The sequence below is a fragment of the Nocardioides cremeus genome, assembly GCF_030518195.1.
GTDB lineage: Bacteria > Actinomycetota > Actinomycetes > Propionibacteriales > Nocardioidaceae > Nocardioides > Nocardioides cremeus.
In genome coordinates, this window is the sequence record NZ_JAULSC010000004.1 from 37,799 (window position 1) to 57,107 (window position 19,309).

At 75.4% G+C, this 19,309-nt stretch carries 19 protein-coding genes; 6 read left to right on the forward strand and 13 right to left on the reverse strand.

Annotated elements, in window-relative coordinates:
- Window positions 1–22: 22 nt before the first annotated feature.
- The 7 genes from QWJ41_RS05865 to ssd form a co-directional block, all read right to left on the reverse strand.
- Window positions 23–409, reverse strand: a complete 387-nt coding sequence (locus QWJ41_RS05865) for an Rv3654c family TadE-like protein (RefSeq protein ID WP_302706417.1) — start codon at window positions 407–409, stop codon at window positions 23–25.
- Window positions 406–738 (reverse strand): TadE family type IV pilus minor pilin, encoded by a 333-nt coding sequence (locus QWJ41_RS05870; protein WP_302706419.1) that lies wholly within the window; start codon window positions 736–738, stop codon window positions 406–408. Before QWJ41_RS05870 ends, QWJ41_RS05865 begins: the two co-directional genes overlap by 4 nt.
- 62 nt (window positions 739–800) lie before the next feature.
- Window positions 801–1,046, reverse strand: a complete 246-nt coding sequence (locus QWJ41_RS05875; RefSeq protein WP_302706421.1) for a DUF4244 domain-containing protein — start codon at window positions 1,044–1,046, stop codon at window positions 801–803.
- A 149-nt stretch (window positions 1,047–1,195) separates the two neighbouring features.
- On the reverse strand, window positions 1,196–1,927 hold the full coding sequence (locus QWJ41_RS05880; protein WP_302706423.1) for a type II secretion system F family protein: 732 nt from the start codon (window positions 1,925–1,927) through the stop codon (window positions 1,196–1,198).
- 7 nt (window positions 1,928–1,934) lie between these two features.
- Window positions 1,935–2,768, reverse strand: a complete 834-nt coding sequence (locus QWJ41_RS05885) for a type II secretion system F family protein (RefSeq protein ID WP_302706425.1) — start codon at window positions 2,766–2,768, stop codon at window positions 1,935–1,937.
- Complete coding sequence (locus tag QWJ41_RS05890) at window positions 2,762–3,949, reverse strand: TadA family conjugal transfer-associated ATPase (RefSeq protein WP_302706426.1); 1,188 nt, start codon at window positions 3,947–3,949, stop codon at window positions 2,762–2,764. The genes QWJ41_RS05885 and QWJ41_RS05890 overlap by 7 nt, the downstream gene beginning before the upstream one ends.
- On the reverse strand, window positions 3,946–5,073 hold the full coding sequence (ssd, locus tag QWJ41_RS05895; RefSeq protein ID WP_302706427.1) for a septum site-determining protein Ssd: 1,128 nt from the start codon (window positions 5,071–5,073) through the stop codon (window positions 3,946–3,948). Before ssd ends, QWJ41_RS05890 begins: the two co-directional genes overlap by 4 nt.
- A gap of 161 nt (window positions 5,074–5,234) precedes the next feature.
- On the opposite strand from ssd, the gene QWJ41_RS05900 reads away from it, so the two are divergent.
- On the forward strand, window positions 5,235–6,011 hold the full coding sequence (locus QWJ41_RS05900) for an HAD family hydrolase (RefSeq protein ID WP_302706428.1): 777 nt from the start codon (window positions 5,235–5,237) through the stop codon (window positions 6,009–6,011).
- Window positions 6,012–6,489: 478 nt separating this feature from the next.
- Here the strand turns inward: QWJ41_RS05900 and QWJ41_RS05905 are convergent, their stop codons facing one another.
- Complete coding sequence (locus tag QWJ41_RS05905; protein WP_302706430.1) at window positions 6,490–7,221, reverse strand: Fic family protein; 732 nt, start codon at window positions 7,219–7,221, stop codon at window positions 6,490–6,492.
- A 35-nt stretch (window positions 7,222–7,256) separates the two neighbouring features.
- Here QWJ41_RS05905 and QWJ41_RS05910 point away from each other — a divergent pair, with 35 nt between their 5' ends.
- Genes QWJ41_RS05910 through QWJ41_RS05930 form a run of 5 tightly spaced genes read left to right on the forward strand, consistent with a single transcriptional unit; the run spans window position 7,257 to window position 12,130 of the window.
- A complete protein-coding gene (locus QWJ41_RS05910; RefSeq protein WP_302706432.1) occupies window positions 7,257–8,231 on the forward strand; it encodes a class I SAM-dependent methyltransferase in 975 nt (324 codons plus the stop codon).
- 27 nt (window positions 8,232–8,258) lie between these two features.
- On the forward strand, window positions 8,259–9,392 hold the full coding sequence (locus QWJ41_RS05915; protein WP_302706434.1) for a sensor histidine kinase: 1,134 nt from the start codon (window positions 8,259–8,261) through the stop codon (window positions 9,390–9,392).
- Window positions 9,389–10,141, forward strand: a complete 753-nt coding sequence (locus tag QWJ41_RS05920; RefSeq protein ID WP_302706435.1) for a LytR/AlgR family response regulator transcription factor — start codon at window positions 9,389–9,391, stop codon at window positions 10,139–10,141. Before QWJ41_RS05915 ends, QWJ41_RS05920 begins: the two co-directional genes overlap by 4 nt.
- Before the next feature lie 52 nt (window positions 10,142–10,193).
- Window positions 10,194–10,595 (forward strand): hypothetical protein, encoded by a 402-nt coding sequence (locus QWJ41_RS05925; protein WP_302706437.1) that lies wholly within the window; start codon window positions 10,194–10,196, stop codon window positions 10,593–10,595.
- Window positions 10,592–12,130 carry a sodium/solute symporter gene (locus QWJ41_RS05930; RefSeq protein WP_302706438.1) on the forward strand — a complete coding sequence of 513 codons (1,539 nt, stop codon included), beginning with the start codon at window positions 10,592–10,594 and terminating at the stop codon, window positions 12,128–12,130. The genes QWJ41_RS05925 and QWJ41_RS05930 overlap by 4 nt, the downstream gene beginning before the upstream one ends.
- Before the next feature lie 96 nt (window positions 12,131–12,226).
- Here the strand turns inward: QWJ41_RS05930 and QWJ41_RS05935 are convergent, their stop codons facing one another.
- From QWJ41_RS05935 to nirB, 5 genes are all read right to left on the reverse strand, one after another.
- The gene (locus tag QWJ41_RS05935; RefSeq protein WP_302706440.1) at window positions 12,227–14,164 is read right to left on the reverse strand and encodes a PA domain-containing protein; all 1,938 of its coding nucleotides are present in this window, start codon (window positions 14,162–14,164) and stop codon (window positions 12,227–12,229) included.
- Between the two features lie 221 nt (window positions 14,165–14,385).
- Complete coding sequence (locus QWJ41_RS05940) at window positions 14,386–15,075, reverse strand: sirohydrochlorin chelatase (RefSeq protein WP_302706442.1); 690 nt, start codon at window positions 15,073–15,075, stop codon at window positions 14,386–14,388.
- Window positions 15,072–16,259, reverse strand: a complete 1,188-nt coding sequence (locus tag QWJ41_RS05945) for a uroporphyrinogen-III synthase (RefSeq protein ID WP_302706444.1) — start codon at window positions 16,257–16,259, stop codon at window positions 15,072–15,074. Before QWJ41_RS05945 ends, QWJ41_RS05940 begins: the two co-directional genes overlap by 4 nt.
- Entirely contained in the window at window positions 16,256–16,639 is a 384-nt protein-coding gene (gene nirD, locus QWJ41_RS05950; protein ID WP_302706446.1) for a nitrite reductase small subunit NirD, read from the reverse strand. Before nirD ends, QWJ41_RS05945 begins: the two co-directional genes overlap by 4 nt.
- A complete protein-coding gene (gene nirB / locus QWJ41_RS05955) occupies window positions 16,636–19,212 on the reverse strand; it encodes a nitrite reductase large subunit NirB (RefSeq protein WP_302706448.1) in 2,577 nt (858 codons plus the stop codon). The genes nirD and nirB overlap by 4 nt, the downstream gene beginning before the upstream one ends.
- Window positions 19,213–19,309: the final 97 nt, after the last annotated feature.

The window sequence follows — 19,309 nt, forward strand, 5'->3', positions numbered from 1 at the left end:
CGACGTCGCTCGGGCCCTGCGCTCAGGGGGCCGGTCCGGCGCGGGCGTGCCCCTCGATCACCAGGACCCGGTCGAGCCCGGGCGGGCCGTCGACCCGCACGGTGACCAGCACCCCGGCCCGAGGCCCCTCGGGCGTGCAGGCGGCCAGCCGCGCACCGTTGGCCAGGGCGACCCGCTCGGCTGCTGCGCACGGCTCGGCGGGTGCGCCCGCACCGGCCAGGGCGGCCAGGTCGGCGGCGGCCTGCGCGCGCCGGTGCGCCACCACCACCGCGGTCAGCTCTGCCAGGGCCACCCCGAGCAGCAGGAGCAGCCCGGCCATGGCGACCCCGAGCACGGTGGCCGCTCCCCGGGAACCACGCGCGGCCGGCCCCGGACCGCCGGCGGGGCCGGTGCGGCGAGACGGAGTCATGGCAGCTGCTCCTCCAGGGCGGTCGCGGTGGCCGACACCTCGGCACCGGGCAGCGAGCCGAGCAGCCCGCCGGGGCCGGTGACGGTGCCGGCCACGGTGACCACGACGGTGCCGTCGGTGCGGGCGACCGTGACCCGGCTGCCGGCGGGGGCCACCCGGGACGCCAGGTCCACCGCTCGGGACTCGTCGTCGCCGCGGGCCAGGGTCCGGGCCGCCTCGCGGGCCGCGTCGACGGTGCGGACCTGGGCCAGCCCGACGCTGAGCAGCCACGTCATCGCGACCACGACCGCGAGCAGCAGCGGCAGCACCATCGCCAGCTCCGCGGTCACCGCACCGCGCTCGGGTCGCGCCGCCGGGACGCGGGGCGGGCGCCGGCGGCGCGACCCGCGGCTCACCCGATGCCCAGCAGGCCGAGCACGTGGTCGAACAACGTGGTCAGCAGCTGGTCGCCGAACCCGCCGGTGAGCATCGTGTAGAGCAGGCCCGCCAGGCCCGCGCCGGCCGCGGTGCCGACCGCGTACTCCGCGGTGGTGATGCCGTCCTGGCCGCGGACGGCGGCACTGCGGTGGCGGAGTCGGCCGGAGCGCGTCCGGTCGGGGCTCGTCTGGTCGGGGTGCCTCTGGTGGTGTCGGTGCACGGGTGCTCCTCCTCGTCGGGGCCGCGTGGTCGCGGCCGGTGGGTCGAGCCTGCGCGGGCGGGGCCGGGGGCGGGGCCCGTCGGGAGCGGCGTGTGGGACGGCGGGCGGGAGGGGTCTCCTGTGGAGAGGCCGTGGCCCACCGGACCGCCTCACAGCAGCGTGCGCATCAGACCCGCCGCCAGCGGCACGATGCCGACCAGCACGAAGGCCGGCAGCAGGCACACGCCCAGCGGCACCGCGGCCCGCACGCCCACCGAGCGGGCCAGGTCCTCGGCATCGGCGCGCGACTCGCGGGCCAGGGCGTCGGCGAGGTCCTCGACGGCCTCGACGACCGAGGACCCGCTGGTGTGGGCCCGGGCCAGCGCCCGCCCCAGCGGGGCCAGCAGCGGGTCCTGGGCGACGTCGCGCCACACGACGCCGGGGTCGACGCCCAGGCCCAGCCTCGAGGTCAGCGCACCCAGGTGCTCCGCCGCGGGGCCCGGCAGCGCCGCGCACGCGACGGTGACCGCCTCGGCGGGGGCCGTGCCGGAGCGCAGCGCCACGGCCAGCAGCCCGACCAGGTGGGGCAGGTCCCGGCGCACCTGCTCGCGCCGGCGGCGAACGGCAGGCGGCTCCGAGCGACCGACCAGGACCCACACCACGGCCGCGAGCACCGGCCCGGCCACGGCCCCGGTGCCGCCACCCAGGACCGTCGGGCCGACCGCGGCGGCACAGCCGGCCAGCAGCAGCCGGTGCCGTCGCATCCATCCCTCGTCGCCCGCCGGCCCGGCCCGAGCGGGACCCTCGGTCGGGCGGGGGGCCCGACCGCGGCTCGGCGGCACCGCCAGGGCGAGCGCGCCCGCAGCCAGCAGAGCCACCAGCGCCGACTGCCAGGCGCTCACCTGGGCCTCATGCCTGGCGTCCGGCCTCGCGGGCCAGTGCCTCGATCCAGGCCAGGCCGGCCACGGCGAGCGCGACCCCGCCGGCCAGGCAGGCTAGGCCGACCGGGTGGCCGAGCAGGAACGCCACCGGGTCGCCGCCCGCCCCCGAGCCCATCAGCAGCGCCGCGACCGGCAGCACGGCGACGAGCCGGGCGGTCGCGCGCGCCGAGGCCAGCTCGCCGGCCACGATCCGCCGGGTGCCGCGGGCCCGGCGCAGGTCGGCCGCCACGCGGGCCACCGCGTGCGAGAGCCCGTGACCCGTCCGGTGGGCGACCTGCCAGGCCGCCGCGACCAGTCTCAGGTCGCCCGCCCCGGCGACCGTCGAGGCGGCGCGCCAGGCCGCCGGCACGTCGGCACCGACCCGCTGCGCCTCGGCGACCGGCGCCAGCAGCGGCCAGTCGTCGGCGGCGCGGTCGAGCGCCGCCCCCGGTGGGCGGCCGGCGGCGAGCTCGGCTGCCAGCGCCTCGCAGGTCTCGCGCACCCGCTCCGAGCGCTCCTGGGCCTGTACGTCGCGCCGGCGGCGTCGGTGCAGGCCCAGCAGGGCCCACGCCGCGGCCAGCACCACCAGGCCCGGCACCAGCAGCCGCACCAGCCCCACGCCGAGCGCTCCACCCGTTCCCGCGACACCTCCGACACCTGCGAGGCGGCCCACAGCCAGCAGCACGAGCAGGCCGGTCGCGAGGGTGAGCGCTCCCCGGCGCCCGACGCCCCAACCTCCGGGCACCTGCGGCTCGGGGCGCAGCAGCAGGGCCACCGCCGCCGCGACCGAGACCGCGGCCAGCACGCCCGCCGGGCTCACCACGCCGGCGCCCGGTCGAGCAGCGCGGAGAGCCGCTCGGCGCCCGGGCCGTCCTGCACCCGGCCGGTGTCGAGGCGGGCCGCGGTCAGCATCCGCACCAGCCCGTCGGGGCCGCGCTCGGGCACGGCGACCTCGCGGATCCGGCGTACGCCGTCGGGACCGCGGGCCAGGTGCAGCACCAGGTGCACGCCCGAGGCCAGCTGGCTGTGGGTGGCGGCCCGGTCGAGCCCGGCCGCCAGCGCCAGCGCCTCGACCCGGGCCGGCACGTCGGCGGCGGAGTTGGCGTGCAGGGTGCCGCAGCCACCCTCGTGGCCGGTGTTGAGCGCGGCGAGCAGGTCGACGACCTCGGCGCCGCGCACCTCGCCGACCACCAGCCGGTCGGGACGCATCCGCAGCGCCTGGCGCACCAGGGTGCGCACGTCGACGGCCCCGGCGCCCTCGATGTTGGCGGGCCGGCCCTCGAGGCCCACCACGTGCGGGTGGTCGGGGCGCAGCTCGGAGGAGTCCTCGACGAGCACCAGCCGCTCGGCGGGGTCGACCAGGCCGAGCAGCCCGGCCAGGAGCGTGGTCTTGCCGCTGCCGGTGCCGCCGGTGACCAGGAACGCGCACCGCGAGGCCACGACGGCCCGCAGCAGCCGGGCCCCGGCGGCCGGCAGGGTGCCCTCGGCGACCAGGTCGTCGACCCGGATGGCGCGGGTCGGCGGCACCCGGAGCGAGATGGAGGTGCCCGGGCGCGCCACGGGCGCGAGCACCGCGTGCAGGCGGGTGCCGTCGGGCAGCCGCACGTCGGCGTACGGCGTGGCGTCGTCGAGGCGTCGCCCGGCGGCGGCCGCCAGCCGTTGGGCCAGGCGGCGCACAGCGTCGTCGTCGGGGAACACCACACCGGTCGGCTCGAGGCCCCGGCCGCGGTCGAGCACCACCTGGGCGGGCCCGTTGACCAGCACGTCGGTGACGCCGGGGCGGCGCAGCAGCGGCTCGAGCGGGCCGGCGCCCAGCACGTCGCGGCGCAACGCCTCGTGGACGGCCAGCACCGTGGTGTCGCCGACGGGGCGGCCGGCGGCGCGCAGGGCGGTGGCGACGCGGTGCGGGGTCAGCGGGCCCGGCTCGCGGGCCAGGTCGGCCCGGACCGCCTCGACCAGGTCGGCCTCCGCGGCGGGCGCGGCCGTCGCGGGCACCCGGGTCACGCCGCCTCCCCGAGGACCTCGAGCCGGTCGAGGAGCCCCGCGGCGGTGCGCGCCAGCACGCCGCGGGGCGACCTGGCCGGGCCCCGGCCCAGGTCGACCGCCTCGTGGAGGCCGCGCTGGTCGCCCATCGTGGCCAGCACCGGCGCTCCCACGGCCCGGCGCACGAGCGTCGGGTCGGCGCTCCCGCGCACCACCAATCGGGTGCGGCCGGGGTCGCTGAGCCGGGCGCAGACCCGGGCCGCGGACGCCAGGCCGGGGACCGTCGGGACCACGACGACCAGGACCAGGTCGCAGTGCGCGACCACCTCCTCGGCCACCGGCCCGAGCACCCGCGGCAGGTCGACCACCACCGTCTCGTGCCCGCGCCGCGCCGCCGACAGCGCCTCGCGGGCCGCGAAGGGGGCCAGCTGGTCGGCGACCCCGGGCGGCCAGGTCAGCACTCCCAGGTCGCGGTCGCGCGGCACCGCGTCGCGCAGCGAGCGGGCGCTGAGCCGGCCGGTGGTGCGGCCCAGCGAGTCCCAACGTACCCCGTCGCGCCCGTCGAGCCCCAGCACCCGGTCGAGCCCGGGCCCGGCCGGATCGGCGTCGACCACCAGCGTGGGGCCGCGTGCGGCGGCCCGCTGGCCCAGCGCGCAGGCCAGCGTGGTCGCGCCGGCGCCGCCCGACCCGCCCACCACGCCGACCACCCGCGCCGGTCGCACCCGGGCCTCGCCGAGGTCGGTGAGCAGCTCGGTGAGCCAGCCGGCCGACCCCGGCAGGTCGGAGACGTCGGCGGCCCCGACGGCCAGCGCGAGGCGGAACAGGTCGTCGGGCACCACCCGGCTGCTGACCACGTGCACGCGCGCCCGGCGCGGAGGGCCCAGCACGGCCATCTCGCCGGCCAGGTCGGCGCCGAGCAGCACCAGCGGCGCCCTCGACCAGCGCCGCAGCGCCTGGGCCGGCTCGCCCGTGGTGGCCAGCGCTGCCCCCGCCGCGGCCGCCAGGCGCCCCACCTCGTCGAGCAGGTCGGGGTCGCGGGTGACCAGCAGGGCCGGGTCGGGCTCGGGCCCCGCGGACGGGGCCGCCGGCGGGCCCCCGGTCGGTCCGGCGCCGGTCGTCGAGGAGGTGCTGCGCAGAGGGCTCATGGCGCCACGCTGCCCGTCGTACGCCGTGTGGAGCGGCGTACCGGGCGGGGCTGTGGAGGGCGTCGCTCCCGGGCCGACCTGTGCGGACCAGGTGGCCCGTGCCGCGCCGCGGGAGCCCCGGCGGGTCCCGGCCGGGTGGCGCGAGCCCCTAGGCTCGACCCATGACCGCCTCCGCGGCTTTCTTCGACCTCGACAAGACGATCATCGCCAAGTCGAGCACGCTGGCCTTCAGCAAGCCCTTCCAGGCCGGCGGCCTGATCTCCCGGCGCGCCGTGCTGCGCTCGGCGTACGCGCAGTTCCTCTACCTCGTCGGCGGCGCCGACCACGACCAGATGGAGAAGCTGCGCCAGTTCATGTCCCAGCTGTGCAAGGGCTGGGACGTCGCCACCGTCAACGAGATCGTCGCCGAGACCCTGCACCACGTCGTCGACCCGATCGTCTACGACGAGGCCGTCGCGCTCATCGAGGAGCACCGGGCCGCGGGGCGCGACATCGTGATCGTCTCCGCCTCCGGCACCGAGGTCGTCGAGCCGATCGGCGAGCTGCTCGGCGCCGACACCGTCGTGGCGACCCGGATGGAGGTCGAGGACGGCTGCTACACGGGCGAGATCGAGACCTACGTCTACGCCGAGCAGAAGGCCGTGGAGATCCTCGAGCTGGCCGAGCGTCGTGGCTACGACCTCGACGCCTGCTACGCCTACAGCGACTCGATCACCGACGTGCCGATGCTCGAGGCCGTCGGGCACCCGTTCGTGGTCAACCCCGACAAGGAGCTGCGCCGCACCGCCATCGAGCGGGAGTGGCCGGTGCTGGTCTTCATGCGCCCGGTGGCGCTGCGCGGGCGGGTGCGGGTGCGCCCGACCCTGGCGGCCCTCGCCGTGGGCGGCGCGGTGGCCGTGGGCGGCGTCGTCTGGGCCGGCCGGCGCCGGGTCGACTGACCCCTCAGGGTCCTCCCCCGCCCCCTTCCAGGTGCCTGGCGGGTCACTCGAACGGTGTCCCCGGGTACCCGGGGAAACCGCCCGGGCCGGGCTGCATTTTCATGCGGACCCCTTGTGTCGTGGCTCACATCGGCGTACACAAGGGGGTACCAACTCAACAGACGTACACGTGACCAGGGGTACCCACGCGGCGACCTACCCTTCCTACAGGGCGCTTGTCGACGGAACACTTCCGAGACAGCTTATTGAGTGCACGCTTGGTAGCCAGCCAGGACACGTGTCAGCGATGGCCCCGCGGAGCACTGCTCCCGGGGCCATCTGCTTGCCAGCCGGCGCCCCGCCGGCGTTCGCCGGCGGGGCGCCGGACCTGGCAAGGGTCGAGCAAGCGCCGCGCCCGAGCTCGCGAGGGCGCGACGCGCGTGTCGAGACACCAGTCGCCGATGGGACAGACCGGCCGAGGCCATCAGCCCAGGGAGTCTCAGCCCTCCGCAGGCCGCCGCAACGGCGACGCCTCGGCCGCGGCGGCGTACGCCTCGGTGGCGTAGAGCAGCCAGGAGTGCACGCCGGCGTCGCCGCCGGTGGCGTAGCCGCGCAGGTTGGACTCGTAGGCCTCGCGCAGCGCCAGGTGGCCGGCCTCGGGCACCACGAGCGACTTCTCATCGACGCCGCGCGCGACGAGCACGAGGCGCTCGGCGGCCCGGGCGACCAGGCCGTTGTGGGAGGCGAACGGCGCGGCGGTGGCGAGGTCGGCGTGCACCACGGCCGCGACGAGCAGGCCGGGCGACCCGGCGCTGGAGGTGATCAGGTCGGCGAGGTCGCGCAGCCGCCCGGCCGACTCCGCGTCGCGGGGCCGGCCCCGCTGCTCGGCGGGCAGGCTGGTGGCGGACGCCAGGGCGTGCAGCCGGGCCAGCGCCTGGAGGGGCGAACGGCCCAGGGTGGGCACCAGGGAGAGCAGCTCGGTCGACACGCGCAGGGCGTCCTGCGCGATGGCGTCGCCCTCGCCGGCGCGCACCTGCGCCAGCGTCGAGGTCGAGCCCTCGAGCGTCGCGCTGGCGTGCGCCCCGCGCAGCAGCGACTCGCCCGTGGTCTCGGGGCTGGTGCGCCGCAGCCCGCGGTCGCGCAGCACGACGTCGATGCCGTCGCGGGCGGCGGCCAGGCCGCTGGGCACACCCTCGAGCGACACCAGCCAGGACAACGGATCGGTGGTCACGGCGTCGAGGGTATCCAGCCGATACGCTCGACCCGATGAGTGACCTCCTCCCGCACGCGCGCTCCTTCGGGCAGGTGGCGTCGGCCTACGACCGGGGCCGGCCGACCTACCCGCGAGACGTCGCGGCCTGGCTGGGCGGCGGGGAGCAGCGCGGCGGCCTGACGGTGCTCGAGCTGGGCGCCGGCACGGGCCGCCTCACCGAGCAGCTGGTGGGCCTGGGACACCTCGTGCACGCCACCGACCCCGACGAGCGGATGCTGGCGGTGCTGCGCGAGCGGCTGCCCGGGGTGCGCACCAGCGTCGCGGGCGCCGAAGAGCTGCCGGCCGCCGACCGCGGGTACGACGTCGTGGTCGCCGCACAGTCCTTCCACTGGTTCGACCACGACCGGGCGCTGCCCGAGATCGCCCGCGTCCTCAAGCCCGGCGGCCACCTGTCCCTGGTCTGGCACCAGCGCGACGTGCGGATCCCGTGGGTGCGCAAGCTCGGTCGCATCCTGGGCCCCGAGCACCCGCTCGAGGAGCTGACCCGGCCGCTGGCCGACAGCGAGCTCTTCGACGACGCCGAGGAGCACACCTCCAAGCACTGGCAGGTCCTCGACCGCGAGTCGATCCTCGACTACGTCGGCTCGCTGTCGAGCGTCTCCACCCTCGACGCGCCCGAGCGCGAGCGGCTGCTCGCCGACGTGCTGGCGCTCTACGACGACTACGGCCGTGGCATGGACGGCATGCAGCTGCCCTACCTGACCTCCTGCTTCCGGGCCCGGGTCCGGCCCCAGGTCGCCCCGGCCCCGGTGCGCGAGACCGGGCGGCGCCCCGGCCACGACGTCGGCGGCATCGGCGGCAGCGGCGACATCGGCGGCAGCGGCGACATTGCCGACACCCAGCAGTCCGACCCGCCCTGGACCGTCACCACCGGCAGCATCCCCCGCGTCGAGGACGAGGTCACCAAGGCACCCTGGCCCTCGGTCGGCGACGACGACACCTCGATGCTGCTCATCGACTTCCGATGAGCAGGGGCTGAGCGGCGGGGTCCCGCGGTGGCGCGCCTGCCCCGCCCGTGGCGGCGTACGCACCTGGGCTCCGACGCCGACCGCGCCACCTTCCGCACCCTGCACACCGCGTCGCTGGCGGCCCCGGCCCTGCGCGCGGGGCTGACCCGTGAGAGCGCCGAGCGCTCCATCAAGCACCTGCACGCGCTGCTGGGCACCCCCGCGATCGCGTTGAGCGACACCGCCGACCTGCTGGCCTGGGACGGCGCCGGGCACCACCACGCCGCGCAGGTGCCGGCGCTGGCCACCGAGGCGCTGGCGCGCAGCGGCACCCAGGTGGTCGCGCGCCGCGAGCTGCCGTGCACCGAGGGACAGCAGGGCTCCTGCCCGGTGCGGGCGGCGGTGATCAGCCCGCTGGCGGTCGAGGACCGGGTGGTCGGCACCCTGCAGGTCTTCGGCCCCTACGCCTCGGCCGGGCTGGTGCGCGCGGCCGACGAGGTGGCGCGCTGGGTCTCGGGCCAGCTCGAGCTCGCCGAGCTCGACACCTCGCGCACCCGCCTGATGGAGGCGGAGGTGCGGGCCCTGCGGGCCCAGATCAGCCCGCACTTCGTCTACAACTCCCTCGGCGCCATCGCCAGCTTCGTGCGCACCGACCCCGACCGGGCGCGCGAGCTGCTGCTGGAGTTCGCCGACTTCACCCGCTACTCCTTCCGCCGCCACGGCGAGTTCACCACCCTGGCCGAGGAGCTGCGCTCGGTGGAGCGCTACCTGCTGCTCGAGCAGGCCCGCTTCGGCGACCGGCTGCGCGTGACCCTCTCGGTGGCCCCCGAGGTGCTCAGCGTCGCCGTGCCCTTCCTCTGCATCCAGCCGTTGGTCGAGAATGCGGTGCGGCACGGCCTGGAGTCCGCCGAGGGCGGCGGGCACATCCGGATCGTGGCCATCGACCAGGGGCAGGAGTGCGTGATCGAGGTGGAGGACGACGGCGCCGGGGAGGACCCCGAGCACATCCGGCGTGTGCTCGCCGGCGACCAGTCGCTCGACTCGGTGGGTCTGGGCAACGTCGACGGCCGGCTGCGCGCCGTCTACGGCGACGACCACGGCCTGGTCGTCGAGACCGCGCCCGGCGCCGGCACCAAGGTCGTGGTGCGGCTGCCGAAGTTCGCGCCGGGGGTGCACGCGTGAGCGGCGCCCGGATGCGGGTGCTGGTCGTCGACGACGAGCGCCCGGCCCTCGACGAGCTCGCCTACCTGCTGCAGCGCGACGAGCGGGTCTGCGAGGTGCTGACCTGCGACTCGGCCACCGACGCGCTGCGGGTGCTGCAGGAGCAGGAGGTCGACGCGCTGTTCCTCGACATCCAGATGCCGGGGCTGAGCGGGCTCGAGCTCGCCCAGGTGCTCACCCGCTTCCGGCAGCCGCCGGCGATCGTGTTCGTGACCGCCCACGAGGGCCACGCCGTCGACGCCTTCGACCTCCAGGCCGTCGACTACGTGCTCAAGCCGGTGCGCGCCGAGCGTCTCGCCGAGGCCGTACGCCGCGTCGGCGGCGGCGACGTGCGTGCACCGGCCGACCACGACCTGCAGATCCCCGTCGAGCTCGGCGGGGTGACCCGCTTCGTGCACCGCTCCGAGCTCACGCACGTCGAGGCGCACGGCGACTACGTGCGCCTGCACACCGCCACCGGCTCCCACCTGGTGCGCGCCGCCCTGTCGACGCTGGAGGAGGAGTGGGCCTCCGCCGGGTTCGTGCGCATCCACCGCTCGCTGCTGGTCGCCCTCGCCCACGTGCACGAGGTGCGGATGGACGCCGGGCGCTGCTCGGTCGTGGTCAGCGGCCCTGGCGGTCCCGACGGCGGGCCGGGGGTCGAGCTCGGCGTCAGCCGGCGCCACACCCGCCAGCTGCGCGACCTGCTGCTGCGCCGGGGCCAGTCGTGAGGGCACAGTCGTGAGGGCACAGTCGTGAGGGGCCAGTCGTGAGGGCGGGCGGGTGAACGAGCCACCGGCCCGGGTGCGGGTCACCGGCCCGCCGAGACGGCGTACGCCGCTGGCGCGCACCCGCGAGGTCGACGCCGAGACACCACTGGGCGCGGTCTACCTGGGCTCGCTGCTGCGCGAGCAGCTGTGGCTGGCGGTGCGCACCCTGGTGGCCCTCGCGCTGGGCCTGGGTGTGGTGCCGGTGCTGTTCCTGCTGGTGCCGGGGCTGACCGACGTGCGAGTGCTGGGGCTGCCGCTGGCCTGGCTGCTCCTGGGCGTGCTGGCCTACCCGTTCCTGGTGCTGCTGGGCTGGCGCTACCTGCGGCGCGCCGAGGGCAACGAGGACGCCTTCGTCGAGCTGATGGAGGCCGGGCGCGGGCCGGGCGGTGCCCCCGAGCGCAGGCCGCGGCGGTGAACCCCGACCTCGGCGCCGCGCCGGGCATCGTCGCGCTGGTGCTGGTCAGCGTGGCCACGCTGGCGATCGGCACCTACGGCCTGCGGTTCTCGCGCACCACCAGCGACTTCATGGTCGCCTCGCGCACGGTGCGGCCGCGGATGAACGCCTCAGCGATCAGCGGCGAGTACCTCTCCGCGGCCTCCTTCCTCGGCGTCGCGGGGCTGCTGCTCACCTTCGGCGCCGACATGCTCTGGTACCCCGTCGGCTGGACCGCGGGCTACCTGGTGCTGCTCACCCTGGTCGCGGCCCCGCTGCGGCGCTCCGGCGCCTACACGCTGCCCGACTTCGCCGAGGCCCGGCTCGACTCGCAGGCCGTGCGCCGGGCCTGCTCGCTGCTGGTGGTCGGCATCGGCTGGCTCTACCTGCTGCCGCAGTTCCAGGGCGCCGGCATCACCCTGGCCAGCGCGGTCGGCGGCCCGACCTGGCTGGGCTCGCTGGTGGTGGGCTCGGTGGTGCTGATCAACGTGATCAGCGGCGGGATGCGCTCGATCACCCTGGTCCAGGCCTTCCAGTACTGGCTCAAGCTGACCGCGCTGCTGGTCCCGGCCGCCGTGCTGCTCGTGGTCTGGGCCGGCGACGGCCGCCCCGGCCCGGCGACCGGGCCCGCGGCCGCCGGCGGGTCGCTGTCGTGGTCGAGCCCGCTGGCCGAGTCGGGGCCCACGGGGCTCTACCTGACCTACTCGCTGATCGTGGCCACGTTCCTGGGCACCATGGGCCTGCCCCACGTGGTGGTGCGCTTCTACACCAACCCCGACGGCCGCGCCGCGCGGCGTACGACGCTGGTGGTGCTGGTGCTGATCGGCATCTTCTACATGGTGCCGCCGGTCTACGGCGCGCTCGGGCGCGTGTACGCCGCCGAGCTGGCCGCGAGCGGACGCTCCGACGTGCTGGTGCTCGAGCTGCCCCGGCTGATGCTGCCGGGCCTGGGCGGCGACGTGCTGACCGGGCTGGTCGTGGGCGGTGCGTTCGCTGCGTTCCTGTCGACCTCGTCGGGTCTGGCCATCGCGGTGGCCGGGGTGCTGAGCCAGGACGTCACCGGCCGCCCGTACGCCGGTCGCCGCCTCGGCGGGGTCGCGGCCTTCCGGGTCGGCGCGGTGCTGGCGGTGGTGGTGCCGGCACTGGTCTCGCTCTCGCCGTCGCAGGTGGGGGTGGCCACCACCGTGGGGCTGGCCTTCGCGGTCTCGGCCTCGACCTTCTGCCCGTTGCTGCTGCTGGGCATCTGGTGGCGCGGGCTGACCGCGGCCGGCGCCCTGGCAGGGCTGGCGGCCGGGGGCCTGGGCTCGGGGCTGGCCGCGCTGCTCACCCTCTTCCCCGGGTGGGCCGACGGGTGGCTCGAGGTGCTGCTGCGCCGCCCGGCCGCCTGGAGCGTGCCCCTGTCCTTCCTGGTGATGGTGGCGGTCAGTCGGCTCACCCGCGACCGCGCTCCCCTGCACGTGCGGCGCTTCATGGTGCGCCTGCACACGCCCGAGGCGCTCGACCTCGACCGCGGCTGAGCCCCTCGCCCGACGGGGTCGACCTGGTGGCGACGCACGTCCGCCTCCGTCCCCTGGACCCGGGACGGAGGCGGACGTGCGCTGCCGGAGGGAGGCTCAGCCCTGGCCCTGCTGCTTCAGGGTTCCCTTGCCGAGCTCCTTGAGGACGTAGAGCCCGCCGTTGCGGTCCGAGGCGTACACGCGCGGACTGCCGGCCTCCTTGTAGACGCCCCACACGTCCTGGGGTCCCCCGTTGGCCTCCTCGAACGCCGGACCGGACTGCGTGTAGCGCCCCACCTCCACCGGGTGGTAGGGGTCGGAGATGTCGAGCACCAGCACACCGTCGGAGTACCAGGAGACGTAGGCGCGGTCTCCGTCGACCACCACGTTGTGCGAGCTGTAGGTGCCGCGGGGGTCGCACGACTCGTCGAACGGGTCAGCGCTGCACACCGTGTCGAACGTGCTGGCCAGCACCGGGTTCGCGGGGTCGGAGTAGTCCCAGATCCGCAGTCCGCTCCACGGGGTGTCGTTGCGCACGTTGTTGGAGACCACGATCGCCGCCGCTCCGAGCTCGGCCGCGTTGGCGAGCTTGTCGGCGAAAGCACAGCCACCGCGACGGACGACGGCGATGTTGCTCTCCTCGAACGTGTCGGCATTCAGCAGCTCGTCGCCGTCACATGCCCGCCCGATCCAGACAGCCTCGCCCTCGAGGGTGTCCTCGCCCAGCTTGGGCTGGTTCCCGCCGCCCTCCACGGCGGGGTAGCTGTTGTCCGCCAGCGGGCCCGCGCTCACCTCGACACGGGTGGAGCTGATGGTGACGGTGTTGCCGGTCTGGCTCGCCTCGAAGTCGTCTCCGGCGATCGGGCTGATGCCCACGCCGTAGATGGTGTTGGTCGGGTGCTCCCCGAACGTGAAGTTGCTCAAGGGCTTGTCGCTGACGATGGCGTCGAAGTCCTCCTCGCCCTCCACCACGGTCCGGCCGTCGGCCGTGGGCCACACCGAGTGGCTGTTGACCTCGCCGTCGAGGGAGCCGTTCTCGACGTCGATCGCCTGGGAGATCAGGCTGGCCGGGGAACCGTCGAGGTCACCGAGGTCCACCAGCAACAGCCCGGCGTCCCAGTTCGCGAGGTAGGCCTGCCGACCGTCGGGAGTGACGAAGTGGTCGTGGAGGAACTTGTTGGCCGAGGAACCGAAGCCGCTCGTCAGGTAGTCGTTGGCATCCAGGATCAGCCCGAAGTCTCGCGTGGTCGCCCAGTCGACACCGGGGTCCAGCAGGTACTCGGCACCGAACCATCCGACCAGCTGGACGTCGGCCGGGTCGGTGATGTCGAAGACCTGGAAGCTGCCCAGGAGACCCTCGGCCTGCACCGCGTTGTAGCTGCGACCGTCGCGCTCGAACAGGTAGTTGTTGTGCACACCTACGTCGGTGAAGCCGAGGTCCTCGCGCAGCAGGACGTTGATGTCGTCGACCTGCACGTGGGCCAGGTGCGTCGGCGCGGTGACCTCCGAGACGTCGTAGACCTCGAAACCGCCCGGTCCACCGTCACAGGGCTCGTTGGAGTGGACCAGGATGTCGCGCCCACCCATGGAGGCGACCTTGACGTCGTTGATCCGGCTCCCCTCCACCGAAGGGATGTTGCCGACGTAGGAGGGCTTGTTGGCGTTGTGGACGTCGAACACCGGCACCCCGGGACCCTCGACGCCCTGGACCAGGGCATCGGTGCCGTAGCCCTCGCCGGTGCCGCAAGGCGAGTTGAACGTGCCCAGGTAGGCGTACTTGCCGAGGGTCCAGACGTCCGTCGTCGCGTCGGGTGCCAGTCGCTCACCGCGACCGGTCAGGGCGAGGTTCTTGTTCTTCTTCGTCGTCGGTCCGGAACTGATGACGCCCTCGGTCGCGGCGTCGTGGCTCTCGAGCGCGTCGGAGGGGTCGGTCGGCGCGGAGACACCACCGTCGTGGTCGTGCGCCCCGGTCTCGGGGTGCGAGGCATCGCCCTCGAGGTCACCTGCTCCCGGGTGGGCCATCGACGGCCCCGCCGCCAGCGACAGGGTCAGCATGCCGGCGGCCCCCACGGCCCACGCAGCTCTTCGCAATCTGTTCACAGCATCTCCTGGTCGGATCTCTTCGGTGCTGCCCGCGTGCCGAGCCCACCTCGGGGTGGCAGCACAACACGCCCAGGGGTATGTGACAACCGTCACAACTGGCGTTGCGGAGAACCCGCACATGGGGTAACGGGCTGGTGTCCGCAGACTGGTCCACGGGGTGCTCGGAGGCCGGCTCAGGCACCCTGCGCCGACACCACCAAGGAGCGAGCACGCTGGACGACCAGCTCGACCACCAGCGGGTGCTCGCCCAGCACGTCGGCGCAGACGCCCGCCCCGGCGGCGTCGGCCATCTCTCGCACCTTGCGCGAGAACAGCCCCGGCGAGAGCAGGTACGCCGACACCGCGTCACCGGGCCGGACGACCTCCTCGGGCCGCCGGCCGTAGCCGGAGAGCGTCGCCAGCCGTACCCGCCCGCCCCACTGCCCGGCCAGCAGCCGGGTGGCGCCGCGCAGGTCGCGCCAGGCACGCAGGTCGGTGGAGCCGGCGGCGACCATCACCAGCGGCGCACCCGGCTCGGCACCGGCCTCGACCAGCCGGTCGACCTGCGCGCGGGCCAGCAGCAGGTCGGGCCCGAGCGGGCGGCCCAGCACGACCGGCACCCCGGCCGGCGCGCCGGCGCACGCCTGCGGCAGGTCCTGGCGCACGTGGAACCCGGTCGAGAGCAGCAGCGGGACCACCACGGCCGGGGCCGCCAACCCGGCTACGACGTCACCGAGCAGCGGCTCGCTCAGCTCGACGTACGCCGCCGTCGCGGGCACGCCGAGCCGCTCGGCCGCCGCGGCGGTCAGGCGCCGGGCGGTCTCGTTTCCGCCGGCGCGCCGGGTGCCGTGCGCGACCGTGACCAGCAGCGGCGACCCGCTCACGGCTCGACCGCGAGCCGGTAGCCGCGCTTGACGACGGTCTGGACGGCGCGAGTACCGAGGGCGGCTCGCAGGCGGGCGACCGCCATCTCGACGGCGTGCTCGGAGCCGGCGGTGCCGCTGGGGAGCATCGCCAGCAGGGCGCGCCGTGAGACCACGTTGCCGGGGTTGGCGACCAGGGCCTGGAGGACCGAGGCGGGGGCGGGCGAGAGCTTCACCTCCGCACCGTCGAGCAGCACGCTGTCGCCGTGCAGCAGCAGCTGGTGGCCGCCGACCAGCTCGACGGCCAGACCGGAACGTCGCGAGGGCAGCTCGGTGGCCAGCAGCTTGACCATCGCCACCAGCCGGGAGCGGTCGGGGTAGACGGTGGGCACGCCCCACAGCTCGAAGGCCGCGGCGGTGACCGGGCCGACGCACACAGCCAGCACGTCGGCCTGGAAGGCGCTGACCACGTCGTCGCGCCGGCCCACCGAGGCGGCGGCGTCGAGCAGGGCGGAGACCGCCGGAGCGGCGGTGAAGGTGACGGCGTGCACCTGGCCGTCGGCGATCTGGTCGACCAGGCGGAACATCGGTGTCGGGTCGTCGGCGCCCACGACGCGGTAGACGGTCACCACGTCGACGACGGCCCCCTGGCGGCGCAGGGCGTGGGCCACCATCGAGAGCGACTGGCCGTGCTCCTGCACCACGATCCGCCGGCCGGCGAGGTCGCGCCCGCGCAGGTGGTTGAGCACGTCCTCGAAGAGCTCCGACTCCGGCGACCACAGCTCGCGCAGGCCTGCGCCGCGCAGGGCACCGACGCTCTTCGGGCCGCGGGCCAGGATCTCGGCCGGGCGCAGCGCCTCGACGAGGCCCTCGCGCAGCCCCCAGCCCTCGGCAGCGGCGAGCCAGGCGCGCATCCCGACCCCGGTGGTGGCCAGGAACAGGTCGGGCGGCTGGGCGACGACGGCCTCGGTCGCCCGTCGGAGCGCCGCGTCGTCCACACGGGTGGGGTCGGTCGACAGCGCCGGCGCCCACACGACCTCGGCGCCGCGCCGCTCGATGAGCGCGACCTGCTCCTCGACCTTGCGCGAGGCCGTGACCCCGACGCGGAACCCGTCGAGGCTGCCGCCCCCGGACTCGTCCATCTCCTCGGCCCTCTCCTCGGCGTCCGGTCCGGCACCTGGCGCCAGGGCCCTCCCGGAGGTCACTGCGGGCACTCGGGGCGCCGCCCGCCGACCTGCACCTCTCCGTCGACGACTCGGGTGTCGTAGGCGGCGACCCGCAGGGTCGGGTCGTCGAGGCACCGGCCGTCGCGCAGCGCGTAGTGCTCCTTGTGCAGCGGCGAGGCCACGAACACCTCGTCGCCGCGTGTCCCGATGATCCCACGCGAGAGCACCGACGCCCCGGTGACGGGGTCGATGTTGGACAGCGCGTGCACCTGGTCGTCGTGGGTGCGGAAGACCGCGACGGCCTCACCACGCACCAGGGCGGGCACACCGGCTTCGCGGGCCAGCGCGCCCAGGGCGCACACGGGCACCCACGTCACGTCGTCGGGAACCCGCACCTCGTCCGGCGCCGTGGCGCTCATGCCGGCGCCCCCATCGCGATGGTGGCCCCCAGGTCGACCGGTCCGGCCGGCACGATCTGGTCGCGCGCCGTGCCGAACGAGACGGCCGGGTCGGGGGTCTCGGGTGCGTTGACGAAGGAGACGAAGCGGGCCAGCTTGTCGGGGTCGTCGAGCACCGCCGACCACTCGTCGACGTACGTCGCGACGTGGCGCGCCATGGCGGCCTCGAGCTCGCTGCCCAGGCCGAGCACGTCGTCGACGACCACCTCGCGGAGCCGGTCGAGCCCGCCCTCGAGGGAGTCGAGCCACGGCGCCGTGCGCTGCAGCCGGTCGGCGGTGCGGACGTAGTACATGAGGTAGCGGTCGAGGTAGCGCACGAGCGTCTCGTCGTCGAGGTCACCGGCGAGCAGCCTGGCGTGCGCCGGGGTGGCCCCGCCGTTGCCTCCGACGTAGAGGTTCCAGCCCTTCTCGGTGGCGATCACGCCGAAGTCCTTCGACCGCGCCTCCGCGCACTCACGTGCACACCCCGAGACCCCGCCCTTGAGCTTGTGCGGCGAGCGCAGCCCCCGGTAGCGCAGCTCGAGGTCGATGGCCATCTGCACCGAGTCCTGCACCCCGAAGCGGCACCACGTCGACCCCACGCACGACTTCACCGTGCGCAGCGACTTGCCGTAGGCGTGCCCGGACTCGAAGCCGGCGTCGACGAGGCGGCGCCAGATCACCGGGAGCTCCTCGACCCGGGCCCCGAAGAGGTCGATGCGCTGGCCGCCGGTGATCTTGGTGTAGAGCCCGTGGTCGCGGGCGACCTCGCCGATCACGATGAGCTTGTCGGGGGTGATCTCACCGCCCGGGATGCGCGGCACCACCGAGTAGCTGCCGTTGCGCTGGATGTTGGCCAGGAACGCGTCGTTGGTGTCCTGGAGCACCGCGCGCTGCTCGCCCAGCACGTGCTCGTTGACCAGGCTGGCCAGCACGGAGGCGACGGTCGGCTTGCACACGTCGCAGCCGCGGCCGGTGCCGTGGGCCGTCACCACCTCGTCGAAGCTGCGGTAGCCGTGGATCGCGACCACGTCGAAGAGCTCGGCGCGCGAGAGCGCGAAGTGCTCGCACAAGGCCCGGCTGACCTCGCGGCCCTGGGCGGCGAAGTGGTCCTCGACGATCGCCTTGACGGTGCCCACGCACGAGCCGCAGGTGCTGCCCGCCCCGGTGCAGGCCTTGAGCGCGGCCACGTCCCCACAGTGGTGCTCGGCTCCGTCGGGGCCGGGGTGGGCCACGTCGAGCCGCTCGAGGAGGGTCGCCTTGGTGACGTTGTTGCAGGAGCAGACCTGGGCCTCGGGCGGCAACGACGCCACTCCGGTCGTGGCACCACCACGGCTGGGCGGCAGGATCAGCTCCTCGGGGTTGTCGGGCAGGTCGATGCCGCTGGCCACCATCGGTCGCAGCACGCCGTACGCCGACGCGTCGCCGACCAGGATCCCGCCGAGCAGGCGCCGCCCGTCGTCGCTGACCACGAGCTTCTTGTAGAGCCCGGCGACCGCGTCGGAGAAGACCAGCTCGAGGGCGCCGTCGGTGGTGGCGAACGCGTCGCCGAACGAGGCCACGTCGACCCCGAGCAGCTTAAGCTTCGTCGACATGTCGGCGCCCACGAAGCGGCCGGCGCCGCCGAGCAGGGCGTCGACGACCACCTCGGCCATGTCGTAGCCGGGCGCGACCAGTCCGTACATCCGACCCCCAGGGGCGGCGCACTCGCCGACCGCCCAGATCCGCTCGTCGCTGCTGCGGCACTGCTCGTCGACCAGCACCCCGCCCCGCTCGGCGACCTCGAGCCCGGCCGCGCGGGCCAGCGCGTCGCGCGGGCGGATGCCGGCCGAGAAGACCACCACCTGGGCCTCGACCCGTGCCCCGCCGGCCAGGGCGAGCCCGTCGACGCGGTCGGTGCCGCTCACCGACTCGGTGGCCACACCGGTGTGCACCCGCACGCCGAGGCCCTCGACGTGGCGCACCAGCGTGGCGCCGGCCGCCTCGTCGAGCTGCACCGGCATCAGCCGGGGCGCCATCTCCACGACGTGGGTCTCGAGCCCGAGCTGCACGAGCGCGTTGGCGGCCTCGAGGCCCAGCAGGCCGCCGCCCACCACGACCCCGGCCGTGGCCGGGCCGGCCGCCGCCCGAATCGCGTCGAGGTCCTCGATGGTGCGGTAGACGAAGCAGCCGTCGAGGTCGTGGCCAGGCACGGGCGGCACGAAGGGCGCCGCGCCCGTGGCCAGCACCAGCTGGTCGTAGCCCAGCACCCGGCCGTCGCGGAGCGAGACCGTGCGCTCAGCCCGGTCGAGCGCGGTGACCTCGGTGCCGAGCAGCAGCTCGACCGCGGGGTCGTCGTACGAGCCGGAGGGCAGCAGGGAGAGCTCCTCGGGCCCGCTCGCGGCGAAGTACGACGTCAGCGCCACGCGGTCGTAGGCCGGTCGCGGCTCCTGGCCGACCACGACGACGTCGTGGGTGGCGGTCAGCCCGCGCTCGACGGCGGCCTGCACGAGGCGGTGGCCGACCATGCCGTGGCCGACCACGACCAGGCGGGGGCGGGGGGTGGTGCTCGTCATCGGTTCTCCCTCACGGGTGCGGTGCCCGGGGCGGGGCTCGGGTGGTGCGGGGACTGCCTGACCAGGCTGGACCGGCGAAGTTGCCCCGCGATGACCT